Source organism: Congregibacter sp., from assembly GCF_045107095.1.
In the GTDB taxonomy this organism is placed as follows: domain Bacteria; phylum Pseudomonadota; class Gammaproteobacteria; order Pseudomonadales; family Halieaceae; genus Congregibacter.
Map to the genome: position 1 here is coordinate 24,930 of NZ_JBGCFU010000022.1, position 14,519 is coordinate 39,448.

Below are 14,519 nucleotides of genomic sequence, written 5' to 3' on the forward strand. Positions count from 1 at the left end.
TCCTAGTTACTGTGAAACCAGCTTTCGAAAATAGCCTGATGTACGTCGCTAATAATGAGCTGCAGCTCGTCGATGTAGGCATGCAGTTCATTCTGGTCAAACTCTGTGGACTCAAAGCCACGCAACTTGCGGCGAGTGCGCTCCACGACCTTGAGCGCGGCCTTGTTGTTGCTGAGCGGACCCAACTCTTCTCGAATGCCTCGTACGCAAAAACGTACCGAGCGCGGAAATGTCTGCTCCATAAACACAAAGTCTACGGCAGCGTTTTTCTCTACCTGTGGCCCAATCATCCTCCGATAGGCACCCAGTGCGGACATGGACTTGAGTAGCGTCCCCCACAACAAGTGCTCTATACCCTGCGCCGCTCCCTCGCGCTCTAAAAAGTCCGAAGCACCCACGTCAATGATTCGCGTAGTCATGTCGGCGCGCTCAAGGAGCTGACCAAGTTTGATAAAACGGTAGCAATGATCACGGCACAAGGTACTGCGCAGTACGCCGTTAATGACCTGGCAACGCTGAATGACCTGCTCGAGGTATTGCTGCCGATTACGCCGCCCTACGGAGTGTTCTGAAGCCTCAGCGGTATACAGATGCAGCTCATTAACCAGCTCCCACACTTCGTCCGGGATAACATCTCGGGTTGTACGGACGTTCTCACGAGCCGCGTGTACCGCATAGGGAATGCTGCAGGACGCCTCAGCTTCGCCAATAAGTAAGCGCAACACATTCTGCTCATTGCGCACGTTAAACCACTCATCAAACACGGGATCCGCATCCAGAATACGCACCAAAATCTCCCAACCCGGCTGGGAACCCCTTGGGATATCCATGATCAAGTGGTTGTAAGCAGCCACTAACCTCGCTGTATCTTCTGCACGCTCGATGTAGCGCGCCATCCAGTAAACACGCTCGGCAACTCTAGACAGCATAATCATAGTCGCCCCTCCACAATCCAGGTGTCCTTACTGCCGCCGCCCTGTGAAGAGTTCACTACCAGTGACCCCTCCACCATAGCCACTCGCGTTAGCCCTCCGGCGGTTACCCAGGTATCACGGCTCTGTAAGATGAACGGCCGCAAATCGAGATGTCGTGGCTTTATCTGGTCACCGATGTACGTAGGTGCCGTAGACAACGACAAGGTCGGCTGCGCGATATAATTGCGAGGATTCTCTTCAATGAGTTTGGCAAACTTACGGTGCGTCGCCTTGTCTGCATGGGGGCCCACCATGATGCCGTAGCCACCTGACTCGTTCGCAGGCTTCACAACCAACTTCTCCAAATTGTTGAGAACGTACTCACGGTCTGCCTCGCGCATACACAGATAGGTAGGCACGCTGCGAATCAAAGGCTTCTCATTTAAGTAGTAGCGAATCATGTCGGGCACAAAGGCGTAGACCACTTTGTCGTCCGCCACTCCGGAGCCGGGAGCGTTTGCAATACCCACTTTGCCACCCAACCAGGAACGCATCAGCCCGGGGACGCCCAGAGCGGAGTCTTCGCGGAACGCTTCCGGGTCCATAAAGTCTTCGTCGATACGACGATAAATAACATCCACCTGGACCGGACCATCGACTGTGCGCATGTAAACACAGTCATCTTCCCCAACGAACAAGTCCGCGCCTTCGACCAGCTCTGCGCCCATGCCCTGCGCCAGGAACGCATGCTCAAAGTAAGCAGAGTTGTAAATACCCGGCGTCAGCACAACGATAACGGGCCTCTTCCGCTCTCTGGGTGATAGCGCTGCAAGCATGGAGTAAAGCTGTGAGGGGTAGTCATCCACAGGAAGGATGCTGTAGTTCTCAAAAATCTCCGGGAGCACCCGCTTGGTGATTTCGCGATTCTCCACCATATAGGACACGCCTGAGGGCACTCGCAAATTATCCTCAAGGACATAGAAATGTCCGTCGCCGTCGCGCACCAGATCCGAGCCGCAGATATTCGCCCATACACCGAATCGCGGAGACGCGCCCATGCACTGCTCTTTGAAGTTGGTGGACTCGAGTACTGTCTCCGGTGGGACTATGCCATCGGCAAAGATTTTCTGTTTGTTATAGACATCATGGATAAACATGTTGAGCGCACGGCTGCGCTGCTCAAGTCCCCGGCGTACTTTTTCCCACTCCCGGGAAGTAATCACGCGAGGAATAAGATCAAAGGGCCAGGCACGATCAATGTTTCCCGCTTCGCTATACACGGTGAAGGAAATACCCATCTCTCGGATAGCCATTTCGGCAGCCGTTCGGCGCGCGGCCAAATCGTCTACCGGCAATTCTTTCAGCAACTTGACCGCAGGCCGGGCCACCTGCCGGGGAGTGCCCTTGGGGGTTATCAGCTCGTCGTAATACTTAGACGCGCTATAGCGGTTCCAGTTCTTGTCCATGATCCCTCCATCAATAGCTGCGGGCCCACTAGGGATTCCCGTTGTCGGCAGTGCTACAGTGTAGCAAGCTGAGACAAAGCAATGCGTCGACCTCTTTGCCAGAACTCTTATGCAAGGTGGACGAGCGGGAGATTCTGCTGAAGAATCCCGACTCGAGATGTACTTTTAACGACTTTTTATTGGTTAACGGCTTTTAAATTACTGGACCTCACCCATGACACAAACCCACTATCGCGCCTGCCATCTCTGTGAAGCTATATGTGGCTTAAAAATTGAAACCCGGGGCGAAGAAATTCTCTCCATAAAAGGTGATCCGGACGACCCGCTTAGTCGGGGACATATTTGTCCAAAGGCCGTAGCCTTACAGGACATTCACGAAGATCCCGATCGTCTGCGTTACCCCGTAAAACGGGTTAGCGGTGAGGACGGGCAGCATAGCTGGGTAGAAATTAGCTGGGACGAAGCCCTCGATAGCACCGCAGAGGCGCTGATGCGCAGCTATCGGGAGCACGGCGTGGATTCAATCGGCGTGTATCTGGGTAACCCGGCGGTGCACAACTACGGCATGCTGACCCATCAAAACTACTTATTCCGCTGGCTGCGATCAAAGAATCGCTTCTCAGCAACATCTGTCGATCAACTTCCTCACCATCTCACATCGCTATGGTTATTTGGACATAAGTCTCTCTTCCCGATCCCGGATATTGATCGCAGTGAATACTTTCTAATGCTGGGCGCTAACCCGCTCGCCAGCAATGGCAGCATCTGGACTGTCCCCGATGTGAAGAAACGCATCAAGGATATGAAAGCGCGGGGCGGCAAGCTTATCGTCGTGGACCCTCGTCGAACAGAAACCGCCGAACTGGCGAGCGAGCACCTTCCCATCGTTCCCGGTAGCGATGCGCTGTTTCTTGCGGCAATGCTCAACACCTTGTTTGAAGACGGAATCGCTGATCCCGGGAAGCTCTCAGCGTTCACTACCGGCCTTGACGATGTAGCCGCTGCCGTTGCGACATTTACTCCGGAGCACGCCGCGCAACACTGCGGTATTGAGGCTGCAACCATCCGTCGCATAGCTAAAGATTTTGCCGAGTCAGGTGCAGCCATTTGCTATGGCCGCATGGGCGTATCCACCCAAATCTTTGGCGGTCTCTGCCAATGGCTCATACAGATCATCAACATCGTTACGGGTAACCTGGATAAGCCCGGTGGCAGCATGTTTACGTTGCCTGCAGTGGATCAAGTGCCACGCACAGGTCCCGGTGGTTTCGATCGGCATCGCAGTAGGGTTCGCAACCTCCCGGAGTTCGACCGCGAACTCCCCGCGGCAGCAATGGCCGAAGAAATCACCACGTCGGGCGAAGGTCAGATCCGTGTCATGTTCACTGGAGCCGGTAACCCCGTACTCTCCACCCCTAACGGCCGGGCGCTGGACGACGCGCTGCCACAGCTGGATTTTATGGTGTCGCTGGATCCCTACATCAACGAGACTACTCGGCATGCCCATATCATTCTGCCGCCGACCTCGCCGTTGGAGCATGACCATTACGATATCGCCTTCCATATCAATGCAATGCGCAACACAACCCGCTACAACCCACCGGTATTCGAGCCTGCATCCGACAAGCTCCATGACTGGGAGATATTCACCGCCTTGGGCGAACGTGTTGCGCGTGCGCTCGGCGAGGAACCAAAGGAGCTCGTAGCGCCCCATGACATGATCGATGTCGGCCTGCAGTTTGGCCCCTATGGAAAGGGTAGCGAGCACGACCTGAGCCTCGAGAAGCTCAAGGAAAATCCGTCAGGAATCGATCTCGGAGAGCTACAAGCTATGCTGCCGGATCGCCTAATGACCGCTGACAAACAGATTCATTGCGCAGCACCCCAGGCCCTAGCGGATCTCGATCGCCTGGCGAGCACTTTTGGAGACACACCCGCGGAGGGTCTTTTGCTTATCGGCCGACGGCATGTGCGCTCAAACAATTCGTGGATGCATAATTATCATCGTCTCGTTAAGGGTAAACCTCGTGATCAACTGATGGTACATCCCGAGGACCTGAGCGCTCATGCACTCAAGGACGGCGACCAGGCGCTTCTACAGTCGCGCAGTGGAGAAGTTACGGTAACCCTCTTAGCTTCTGACGAAGTCATGCCAGGTGTGGTTAGCCTTCCCCATGGTTTCGGCCACAATCGCCAGGGGATACGCATGAAAACCGCTAGCGCAAACGCCGGGGTATCCTGCAATGACGTTACCGATGCCGCATACCTGGACGAACTTTCGGGCAACGCTGCCATTAACGGAGTGCCCGTCAAGCTACGCGCTATTGCATAAGGTAAGCTCTACCGTACCCGGTTCTCTTGTTAGCTAAGGAGTAGTCTCATGGAAATTTCGTCGATCGTGTTTTGGCTGGTGTTACTTGGCTTGGTGATTTACGTCATCAACATCTACAACACCTTGGTCAGCCTAAAGAACCGCCATGAGAATGCGTTCGCCCAGATTGAGGTCCAGCTGAAACGCCGCTACGACCTCATTCCCAACCTGGTTGAGACCGCCAGGGCCTACATGGCCCATGAACGCGAGACATTGGATGCGGTAGTCAGCGCCCGAAACGAGGCCGCTGCTGTGCTCAAAGCACTGGGAGAAGGCGGCGGTGGTGCTTCCATGGCCAGCCTAGCGGGCGCCGAAAACAACCTCCAGGGAGCACTTGGAAAACTTAACATCACCATGGAAGCCTACCCAGACCTGAAAGCCAGTGAGAACATGCAGCAGCTGTCTGAGGAACTCACAAGCACTGAAAACCGCGTAGCCTTTGCTCGTCAGGGCTTCAACGACGCTATCATGGCCTTTAACACCTATCGTCAAAGCTTTCCGCCGGTGGTTCTGGCAGCCACCTTTGGTCACCCTAGCGACGCTGAACTTCTCGAGTTTGATGATTCGGCGCAGATTCAGGCCGCACCTACCGTTAGCTTCTGATGCAAGACTAATGAGCTCCCGTCGTGGACTTTTTCTCTCAGCAGGATCGCGCCCGACGTAACACGCGCTACCTCGTAGTGCTGTTCATTCTGGCGCTCACTCTCATCGTACTGCTGGTGAACGCACTGGTAACGGCGTTTCTGTGGGTGGGTGGGGACTACAATATTTATGTCGGCGGCACGGGCTGGAAAGGCTACCTGGCCCTCTTCTCCTGGGACCGCTTCGCCGTCATTGGCCTGGCGGTAATATCCACCGTCGGCTTCGTCTCATTGGTGAGATGGCTGCAGCTCGCTTCCGGGGGCAAGGCCGTCGCGGAAAGCCTCGGGGGCAGACGAGTCTTACGCCAGAGCGCCGACCCTTACGAAAAACGCTGTTTGAACATCGTAGAAGAACTGTCTCTTGCGGCTAACATGCCGGTACCGGCGCTCTACGTGCTCCCCGACGAGCGCGGCATCAATGCCTTTGCTGCGGGCGTTAATCCTACCGATGCTGTTGTCGCCGTTACGCGCGGCGCCGCCCTTCAGCTAAACCGGGACGAACTTCAAGGCGTCGTGGCGCACGAATTCAGCCATATCCTTAACGGTGACATGCGCCTGGGAATTCGGCTCGCTTCATTGCTCAAAGGTATAACTTTCATCGGCGATGTAGGGCATTTTTTACTACGGATGGGGGCCTATGGCGTCGGCCGAAGCAATCGACGCAGTGAGAGCAGCGCCGCCTTGCCGATCGTTGGTTTGGGCCTGATGATCATAGGGTGGCTCGGTTCTCTCGCCGCGGGATTTATCAAAGCTGCCATCAGCCGCCAGAAAGAATATCTGGCCGATGCCAGCGCCGTACAGTTCACCCGCGATACCAGCGGCATCGCCGATGCCTTGAAAGTGATTGGTGGTTTCGTTCCCGGATCGCTCGTTCATAGCGCAAGAGCGCCGGAAATGTCGCACATTTTCTTTGGCGAAGTACGTCACCGCCTGTGGGAAGGATTCGCCACCCACCCTCCTCTGGATAGACGCATCCGGCGTCTGGATAAAAACTGGAACGGACAGTTTATCCAGCGCTCTGAAGTTCGCTACGCGACTGAGCCCCTTTCAGCCAATGACGTGCAGACAGGAGTTGGCAGAGCCGCGCTGGTCGCCGCCGCCATGGCGAATGTCACGCTTCCCGATGAGATTGGTAGCGCCGGTGATGGCCAGACAATCATCGAAGATGCAGAGTTTTCGCAAAAGCAAAGTGATGCAGATGCGTTCGCAAAGAATGATCTCGTCAATGCAACGGTCGAAGAAATACCTGAGGCTTTGCACGATGCCGTCTTGGAGCCCTTGGGCGCTACCGCAGTAGCTCTCGCCCTGGTTACCGCCCGGCGGCAGGGTGACACGCTAAACGCAGCGCTGGCTGTTCTCAAAGAGAAAGCTACTCGGGGCCAAGGAGAGCTGGTCGCGAGATTGTTACCTCAAGTGGCTAGTCTGGGGCCAGGGCAACGCTTCCCTCTCATGGCCACTGCCATGCCGGCTCTAAAGAGCATGTCTACACCTCAGTATCGGGAGTTCAAAACCACATTGCTATCTGTTATCCAGAGCGATGGACAGATTGATCTCTTTGAATGGTGCCTGTTTCAACTGCTCAGACACTACCTGGATCCGGAATACCTGCGTGTAGAGAACAGTCGACCTCGCTATCGTCACATGGCTAAAGTGCGGGCGCCTCTGCGTCAGGTTCTTTCCGTTCTAGCCCATCAGGGTACAGGCGACAGTGACCGTGCTTTTGCTTTGGCCTGCGAGGACTTGGAGCTGCCGGGGCTGCAGCTTCTGCCCCTCGCCCAGTGCAGCGTCGCTGAGTTCAGTCGGGGCGTGCACACTCTGGCTGACTGCTATCCCTTACTAAAGCCTCGAATCCTCAAAGCCATGGCCCTGGCAGCGGCCGACGATGGAGAGGTTTGTCCCATCGAGCGTGAGTTGGTTATCGCAGTCGCCGCGGTTATGGACTGCCCGCTTCCGCCGGAGCTATCGCTGGGCTAAGGCTCCCAAGCAGAACACTCTCAAGGATCGCTGCATTCGATCATTTGTGGCCGATCGATTACGAAGTACCTTTTCATCTGTCTGTGCTCTGCTAAGCTTTTACAGTGTTTTAGACACCTCGACATCAAGGACGATATCGAGCCTGAGTTCGCCTGACATCAGGTGAGACGAATAGGAAATCAATTTATCGAGCAAGGAGGCATCGATGACGCAGATTTTTCATTCCCGACCTGTTCCCGCTCCACGACCCTTACCGCAGAGCACGCCACAACATCCTGTGCACTGTCATCAAGAGCCAAGGCAAAACCCTGGAAACAGGGGCCGGCAGATCACCGTGGGCTACCACCAGATACCCCGGGAGCAACCCCCAGAAAGAGAACAACCCATAAGCTCAGACCTTCATCTGATTGCTCCTGACTGCAACCGCAACCACTGGGGGGACTTCGCGCGTTATCAGTCTGACGTCCTAACAGAGGCATATTGTCCGGGTGCTAAAGAGGATCTAGGTCATAGAGGGCCACAACATGAAATTCAACAGCGGACACTCTCCAGCGCGAACGCAAATCACGACGAAGAACACAAAGGGGGTTACATGCCCCTTTCGCGAACGACTGACCGGGTACTGCGCATATTGCTGGATGATGACCTTTCTCGAGTGCGGGCCGAAAGTGTTGCTGACACCTTGGGTATCAGTTGCACCACATTGCGCAGACGCTTGCGCAACGATCACACTAGCTATCAGTTCCTCTTGGATAGAGCGAGGCAGTACCGCTGCGAATCCCGTCTCCGGGAGCGCTGGCTTCCGGGAAAGTGCCTCGCTGACGAACTGGGCTACCTAGAGGTGAACAGCTTCTATCGGGCGTTCAGGCGCTGGACCGGCATCAGCTACAGTGATTATCGCCAGCGCTATCACTAAACCTAGCTGAAAGGGTCGTGAAGAATAATTGTCTCTACGCGATCTGGACCGGTTGAAATAATGTCGATAGGCGCACCGACCACCGTTTCTATAGTCGAGATGTAGTCGCGTGCTGCCTTGGGCAGATCATCAAGGGATTTCGCCCCCACGGTAGACTCGCTCCAGCCCGGCACAGTCTCGTAAACTGGTACCAGCCCTTCGTAATCCTCGGAGTCCATGGGGTTGGCTACGGGTTCCCCGGACGCATTGGTGTAACCAATGCAAATTTGAATCGACTCAAGGCCGTCCAGAACATCGAGCTTAGTCAGGCAAATACCGCTGACAGAGTTAATGTTCACGGCATTTCGCAATGCCACGGCATCGAACCATCCACAGCGCCGCGCACGGCCCGTGGTAGCACCAAACTCGTGTCCGCGTTTCGCGAGATGCTCGCCCGTCGCATCAAAGAGCTCCGTAGGAAAAGGGCCAGAACCCACACGCGTTGTATAAGCTTTGGTGATACCGAGAACGTAATCCAAATACAGGGGGCCAAAACCAGAGCCTGTTGCGGTACCACCTGCCGTGGTATTGGAGCTGGTCACAAAGGGGTAAGTGCCGTGATCGATATCCAGAAGAGAGCCCTGAGCTCCTTCAAACAAGATGCTGCGGGACTCAGCTCTGAACTGATGCAGCATCGCGGTTACGTCAGTCATCATCGGCAGCAACTGCTCACCCATCGTCAGACTGGACTGCAGAACCTCCTCCACATCGACAGGATCTACCTTGTAGTAGTTTTCCAGTTGGAAGTTGTGATATTCCATGACTTCCCGGAGCTTTCGCTCAAAACGCACGGGATCCTGAAGGTCGCCCAAGCGCAGGCCTCGTCGAGCCGCCTTATCTTCGTAAGCGGGGCCGATACCACGACCGGTGGTACCAATCTTGTCCGCACCGCGACGTACTTCGCGCGCGTTATCCAAAGCAACGTGGTAGGGCAAAATCAAAGGGCAGGCGGGAGAAATTCTCAGACGGTCACGTACCGGCACCTGGCGTTCTTCCAGCTCAACGATTTCCTTCAGCAAAGCATCGGGCGCTAAAACCACACCGTTGCCAATACAGCAGACAACGTTCTCGCGAAGAATGCCGGAGGGTATCAGGTGCAAAACGGTTTTCTCACCATCACACACGAGGGTATGCCCAGCATTGTGCCCCCCCTGAAAACGAACAACCGCCTCGGAGCGGTCGGTCAGGAGATCAACGATCTTCCCTTTACCTTCATCGCCCCACTGGGTGCCCAGTACTACCACATTCCGGCTCATTTACCTTCTCCAACGAGTGACTTTTGCCGCATCTGGGGCTGCCACTGACCATCAATTTTTGTCATCTCCCGCGCGCAGCGAGAATCCGTATCTCCATCGAACTCTACGATCACCGTTTCTCCGGCGTTGCGTAGCGATCGGACGGCATCCTGCAGTGCCGCGTCTTCCAGATCGGGCGCAGCGATAGCATCCGTAGAAGAATGCTGGGCTTTGAGTTGCGAAGCCAGTAGTCGTAAATCTGTAGCAAAACCGGTGGCGGGACGAGATCGACCATAGACCTTGCCCACGTTGTCATAGCGCCCGCCTCTGGCAAGGGCTTCACCCAAGCCTTGAGTGTAGGCGGCGAACACGACCCCTGTGTGATATCGATATCCGCGAAGCTCTGCCAGATCTACATACAGCGATACGTCCGGGTAGCGAGCTTGTAACGCAGAAGACAGCGCTCGGAGCTCCTCCAGGGACTTGCGAATCTCCGGCGCGGTCCCCGCAAGCTCAGCCTCGGCTCGATCGAGAACATCGAGATCGCCGTGCATGTCTATCAAGGCACGCAAACCGGAGCTCGAACCAGCCGGTAATTGCTCCAATAGCCGCTCGAGATCCGGCCGGGATTTGCGCTGCAGCGCATCAAAAATTTCCGATTCGATGCCAGCGTCTTTGGCTCCACTGGCTGCAAGAACGTGTTTGAAAATATCGCCGTGCCCTATATCCAGGGTTAAGGCGTTGCCGATCTCTACACCTGCCACGTCGAGCATGCTCAACATCAGGGCAATAACCTCAATGTCCGCGGAGAGGCCTTGAGCCCCATAAAGCTCCGCGCCCAGCTGTAAGGGGGATCTCGAGGCCGCCAGGGACCCTGAACGCGTGTGCAATGTAGAACCGGCGTAACACAGGCGATTCACCTGATCACCGTGGAGGCTGTGGGCATCCATGCGCGCAACCTGAGGTGTCATGTCGGCGCGCAGACCCAGCATCCGACCCGTCACCTGGTCCGGTACTTTGAAAGTAAGGAGATCAAGATCCTCGCCGACGCCCACCAACAGCGAATCTGTAAACTCAACCATGGGAGGCATTACCAAGCGGTAGCCCCAACGGGACGCGCAATCCAACAGGCTGCGACGGAGTTCCTCTACTTGTGCCGCTGCGTCCGGTAGAAGTTCATCAATACCGTCCGGCAACTGCCACGCCCTAATGGGGCTTTGCTTATCCACTGTTAATGCACCAGATACAACATCACGACGCCAAACAACATGCTACCCAACCCAAAGCGCCGTATAGCCGCGTCATCCAATTGAGCGACGGTCGCAATCATTGAGCGCCAGCGCCCAGGACTCATAAAAGGCAACAAGCCTTCCATCACGAAGACCAGCGCCACGGCAACGGGAAATACCTGCCAAAATTCCTGCAAAACACTCCCCCAAGAAAAAACCGTGGATTTGGACGCGCTTACCTAGCGCACCATCCTCCACGGTTTACGTATTTTAGCACAGGGCTGCCAATGCAGCCGATGCCTTAATTGCCTCCGCTAGAGTCCTTCAGATATCGGAAAAACTCACTATCGGGTCGCACCAGCATGATGTCCCCACTGCTCTGGAATGAGTCCTGATAGGCTCGTAGGCTTCGGGTAAAGGAGTAAAACTCCGGATCCTGACCAAAGGCCTCCGCATAGATTCGCGTGGCGTCAGCGTCGCCTCGACCACGCACCTGCTGGGCTTCGCGATACGCATTAGCGCTGATTACCGTTACTTCACGATCGGCCGCAGCGCGAATACCTTCAGCGAGCTCCTGTCCCTGGGAGCGACGCTCCCGGGCTTCCTTCTCTCGCTCCGCATTCATACGTCGATACACCGACTCGGACACTTCGGGCGGCAGATCAATCTGCTTCACGCGAACATCGACGATCTCGATACCGAGCTCCTCGCGGGCAACGACATCCAACTCTCGGGTAATCGTTTCCATCAGCTGATCCCGCTCGCCGGAAACGACCTCCTGAATTGTACGAATAGCTACCTGGTTACGCAGGCGGTTGTTGACACGCTGGGCCAACAGTCCTGCTGCGCGCGACTCCTCACCATTTGTTGCGGTGTAGAACGTTGCGGTATCTGCGATTCGATACTTGGCATAAGAATCAATGATCAGAGCTTTTTGCTCTTGGGTGAAAAATCGTTCCGGCTGGGAATCCAGTGTGACAATTCGACCATCAAACTTACGCACGTTATTCACGAAGGGCACTTTCACGTGGAGCCCAGGCTCGAGGTTCGGATTGACGACCTCACCGAACTTCAACAGTACGCCCCGTTCCGTTTCCTTGATGACATACAGCGAGTTACTCGCTACGAACATCACAAGCGTTACAACTACCAATAGCGTTAATGAACGTCCCGTCATATCAACGTCCTCCCCGTCGTGATTGCTGCGCCGCAGCATCCCGGCGCAGCTGCTCGGTTACCGCGTCAGTCAGCTCACGGATGTTGCTGGAGTTAATGTCCATTGGCGCGCTTCTGCGAGTCGCGCCAGCCCCAGCGTTAAGTTTATCCAGCGGCAGATACATCACGTTATTGCCGCCTTCAACATCCACCATGATTTTGCTGGTGTTGGTGAGTACGTTTTGCACTGCATCCAGATACAAACGCTCTCGGGTAACCTCTGGTGCCTTGCGATACTCCGCAAGCAAATTGTTGAAGCGATCGGCCTCACCTTCGGCATTTGCGATCACCTGCTCTCGATAAGCGCTCGCTTCCTCGATTTGCCGCTGCGCCTGACCTCGGGCTTCCGGCACGATGCCGTTAGCGTAAGACTGGGCTTCATTTTTTACGCGTTCTTCGTCCTCTCGCGCTTTGATCACATCATCAAACGCGGCTTGAACTTGCGAGGGCGGCTTTGAATCGTCAACGTTGACTGCCGACAAGCGTATACCCGTGGTATAGCTGGTCAGGTAGTTCTGCAGCCGTTCGTCAACTTCTGTCGCGATGCGTGTTCGACCCTCGGTGAGGACCAGATCCATGGTCATGCCACCGACAACGTGCCTAAGCGCACTCTTCGCAGCTTGCTGCAAAGAGTTTTCCGGCTCGCGAACCTGTAAAACGTAATCTTTGACCTCATCGATCACGTACTGGACCGACATGCGAACCTCGACGATATTCTCATCCTGAGTCAACATGATCTCCCTAAAGCTCGCCGCGCGAACCTTGGTAGTGTTGACTCGAATAACCTCGTCGATGCCCGGGGGGTTCCAATGCAGGCCCGGACGTACCGTGGAGTGGTACTTGCCGAATCGCAGCACAACGGCGCGCTCCTGCTCGTCAATCTGGTACAAGCCCATGAGGCCCCAGACTAAAGCGGCACCGCAAATAAGTACGATGAACAACGAGGCTGACGCACCGCCGCCACCTCCACCGCCACCTTTGCCGCCCCCAAACAGGCCGCCAAAGCGTTGCTGCAGTTTTTTCAGCGCTTCATCAAGATCTGGTGGACCCTGATTACCGCCACCCCAGGGGTCGCGTGAGTTATTACCGCCACCCGGTTCATTCCAGGCCATGATCTATCTCCTCAAAACAGGAAGCGCGGCATTCTAGCAAAATCTCAAGCCAACTATGTGGCCAACGCTAAAATCCGCTACTGCGATTAGGCGCCTTCCCGGGAAATCAATCGTTCCCAGTCCGAGCGAGGCAAGCGCACCTGTAAATGCGCACTACCATCGTCGCCAAATTTTTCGTTCTCTACCGCGCCCAAGGCATAAAGCGCGGCACGAAGTTTTGCCTGATCCGGTCGTAGCTCTACGTCCTGGGCCAGTACATCATCACCCAGAAGCTCTGCCAAAGCTTCCAGAACAAGATCGAGGCCTAAACCCTTCTCAGCGCTGATCCAGACACGATAAGGGCGTCCCTCGTCATCTCGATCGATACGCGCCTGCATCTCCAGCAGGTCAATCTTGTTGTAAATTTCCAATACGGGGCGCTCTTCTGCTCCGATCTCCTCAAGAACCGCCTGCACCTCGCGACGGTTGTCGTCACGTTCCTCGCTAGCGGCGTCAACCACGTGCAAGAGCAAGTCCGCTTCTCGCGTCTCCTCCAGCGTGGCCTTAAATGCTTCGACAAGCCCGTGAGGCAATCGTGCAATAAAACCTACAGTATCCGCGATCACCACAGGCCCTAGATTATCCACTTCCAGGCGACGGAGGGTCGGATCAAGGGTCGCAAACAACTGATCCGCCGCATACACCTTTGAGTCAGTCAGAGTGTTAAACAGGGTCGATTTACCTGCGTTGGTATAACCGACCAAGGCGACGGTCGCCAGTTCGGCACGCTGACGCGCACGGCGACCCTGTCCGCGCTGCCGCCTCACACGGTCTAGCCGAGCGCTAATCGATTTAATCCGGGCGCGCAGTAAGCGGCGATCCGTTTCCAGCTGGGTTTCCCCTGGGCCACGCATACCAATTCCGCCTTTCTGGCGTTCGAGGTGGGTCCATCCTCGAATGAGTCGCGTGCTCATGTGCCGCAACTGAGCGAGCTCCACCTGCAGCTTGCCCTCGTGAGTTCGTGCGCGTTGCGCAAAAATATCCAGAATCAAACCCGTGCGGTCCAGTACCCGGGCACTGAGGGAAGCTTCTAGGTTCCGCTCCTGGCTGGGACTCAGGCTGTGATTGAAGATTACCAGCGACGCGTCCTCAGCTTGCAGAACTTCCGCAATCTCTTCGAGCTTTCCACTGCCCACAAAGCTTCGCGCTTTCGGTGTACTGCGATGGCCGGTAACCAGAGCTACAGGATCACCTCCCGCCGAAATCACCAATGCCTCAAACTCTCTGGGATCAATACCACCACCGTCGTTATCCAGGCTGATATTGACGAGCACAGCACGTTCTCCGCTGTCCGGCCGATCAAAAAACAATGGGATTCCCGTGTGTCTTAGCTATCCCGTCGACCCTACGAATAACAATTCGAAAAAC

12 protein-coding genes are annotated in these 14,519 nt (G+C 55.5%); 4 read left to right on the plus strand and 8 right to left on the minus strand.

Annotated elements, in window-relative coordinates; genetic code table 11:
• Positions 1–2: 2 nt before the first annotated feature.
• Entirely contained in the window at positions 3–935 is a 933-nt protein-coding gene (locus AB8B76_RS04390; RefSeq protein WP_405270649.1) for an alpha-E domain-containing protein, read from the minus strand.
• Positions 932–2,380: a circularly permuted type 2 ATP-grasp protein gene (locus AB8B76_RS04395; RefSeq protein ID WP_405270650.1), complete on the minus strand. Its 1,449-nt coding sequence runs from the start codon at positions 2,378–2,380 to the stop codon at positions 932–934. The genes AB8B76_RS04390 and AB8B76_RS04395 overlap by 4 nt, the downstream gene beginning before the upstream one ends.
• 214 nt (positions 2,381–2,594) lie before the next feature.
• On the opposite strand from AB8B76_RS04395, the gene AB8B76_RS04400 reads away from it, so the two are divergent.
• From AB8B76_RS04400 to AB8B76_RS04415, 4 genes are all read left to right on the plus strand, one after another.
• Positions 2,595–4,712: a molybdopterin-dependent oxidoreductase gene (locus AB8B76_RS04400; RefSeq protein WP_405270652.1), complete on the plus strand. Its 2,118-nt coding sequence runs from the start codon at positions 2,595–2,597 to the stop codon at positions 4,710–4,712.
• A gap of 48 nt (positions 4,713–4,760) precedes the next feature.
• A complete protein-coding gene (locus tag AB8B76_RS04405; RefSeq protein ID WP_405270654.1) occupies positions 4,761–5,354 on the plus strand; it encodes a LemA family protein in 594 nt (197 codons plus the stop codon).
• A 23-nt stretch (positions 5,355–5,377) separates the two neighbouring features.
• Positions 5,378–7,366 carry a M48 family metallopeptidase gene (locus AB8B76_RS04410; RefSeq protein WP_405270656.1) on the plus strand — a complete coding sequence of 663 codons (1,989 nt, stop codon included), beginning with the start codon at positions 5,378–5,380 and terminating at the stop codon, positions 7,364–7,366.
• Between the two features lie 205 nt (positions 7,367–7,571).
• Positions 7,572–8,282, plus strand: coding sequence for a helix-turn-helix domain-containing protein (locus tag AB8B76_RS04415; RefSeq protein ID WP_405270658.1), 711 nt, complete (start codon positions 7,572–7,574; stop codon positions 8,280–8,282).
• 2 nt (positions 8,283–8,284) lie between these two features.
• Here the strand turns inward: AB8B76_RS04415 and AB8B76_RS04420 are convergent, their stop codons facing one another.
• The 6 genes from AB8B76_RS04420 to hflX all read right to left on the minus strand — a co-directional run bounded on the left by AB8B76_RS04420 (position 8,285) and on the right by hflX (position 14,461).
• Positions 8,285–9,577: an adenylosuccinate synthase gene (locus AB8B76_RS04420; protein ID WP_405270660.1), complete on the minus strand. Its 1,293-nt coding sequence runs from the start codon at positions 9,575–9,577 to the stop codon at positions 8,285–8,287.
• Positions 9,574–10,785 (minus strand): ATP phosphoribosyltransferase regulatory subunit, encoded by a 1,212-nt coding sequence (locus AB8B76_RS04425; protein WP_405270662.1) that lies wholly within the window; start codon positions 10,783–10,785, stop codon positions 9,574–9,576. The genes AB8B76_RS04420 and AB8B76_RS04425 overlap by 4 nt, the downstream gene beginning before the upstream one ends.
• Before the next feature lie 2 nt (positions 10,786–10,787).
• Positions 10,788–10,982 (minus strand): DUF2065 domain-containing protein, encoded by a 195-nt coding sequence (locus AB8B76_RS04430; protein ID WP_405270664.1) that lies wholly within the window; start codon positions 10,980–10,982, stop codon positions 10,788–10,790.
• Between the two features lie 104 nt (positions 10,983–11,086).
• Positions 11,087–11,962, minus strand: a complete 876-nt coding sequence (gene hflC, locus AB8B76_RS04435) for a protease modulator HflC (protein WP_405270666.1) — start codon at positions 11,960–11,962, stop codon at positions 11,087–11,089.
• A 1-nt stretch (position 11,963) separates the two neighbouring features.
• A complete protein-coding gene (gene hflK / locus AB8B76_RS04440) occupies positions 11,964–13,112 on the minus strand; it encodes an FtsH protease activity modulator HflK (protein ID WP_405270668.1) in 1,149 nt (382 codons plus the stop codon).
• An 86-nt stretch (positions 13,113–13,198) separates the two neighbouring features.
• Entirely contained in the window at positions 13,199–14,461 is a 1,263-nt protein-coding gene (gene hflX, locus AB8B76_RS04445; protein WP_405270670.1) for a ribosome rescue GTPase HflX, read from the minus strand.
• Between the last annotated feature and the right edge of the window lie 58 nt (positions 14,462–14,519).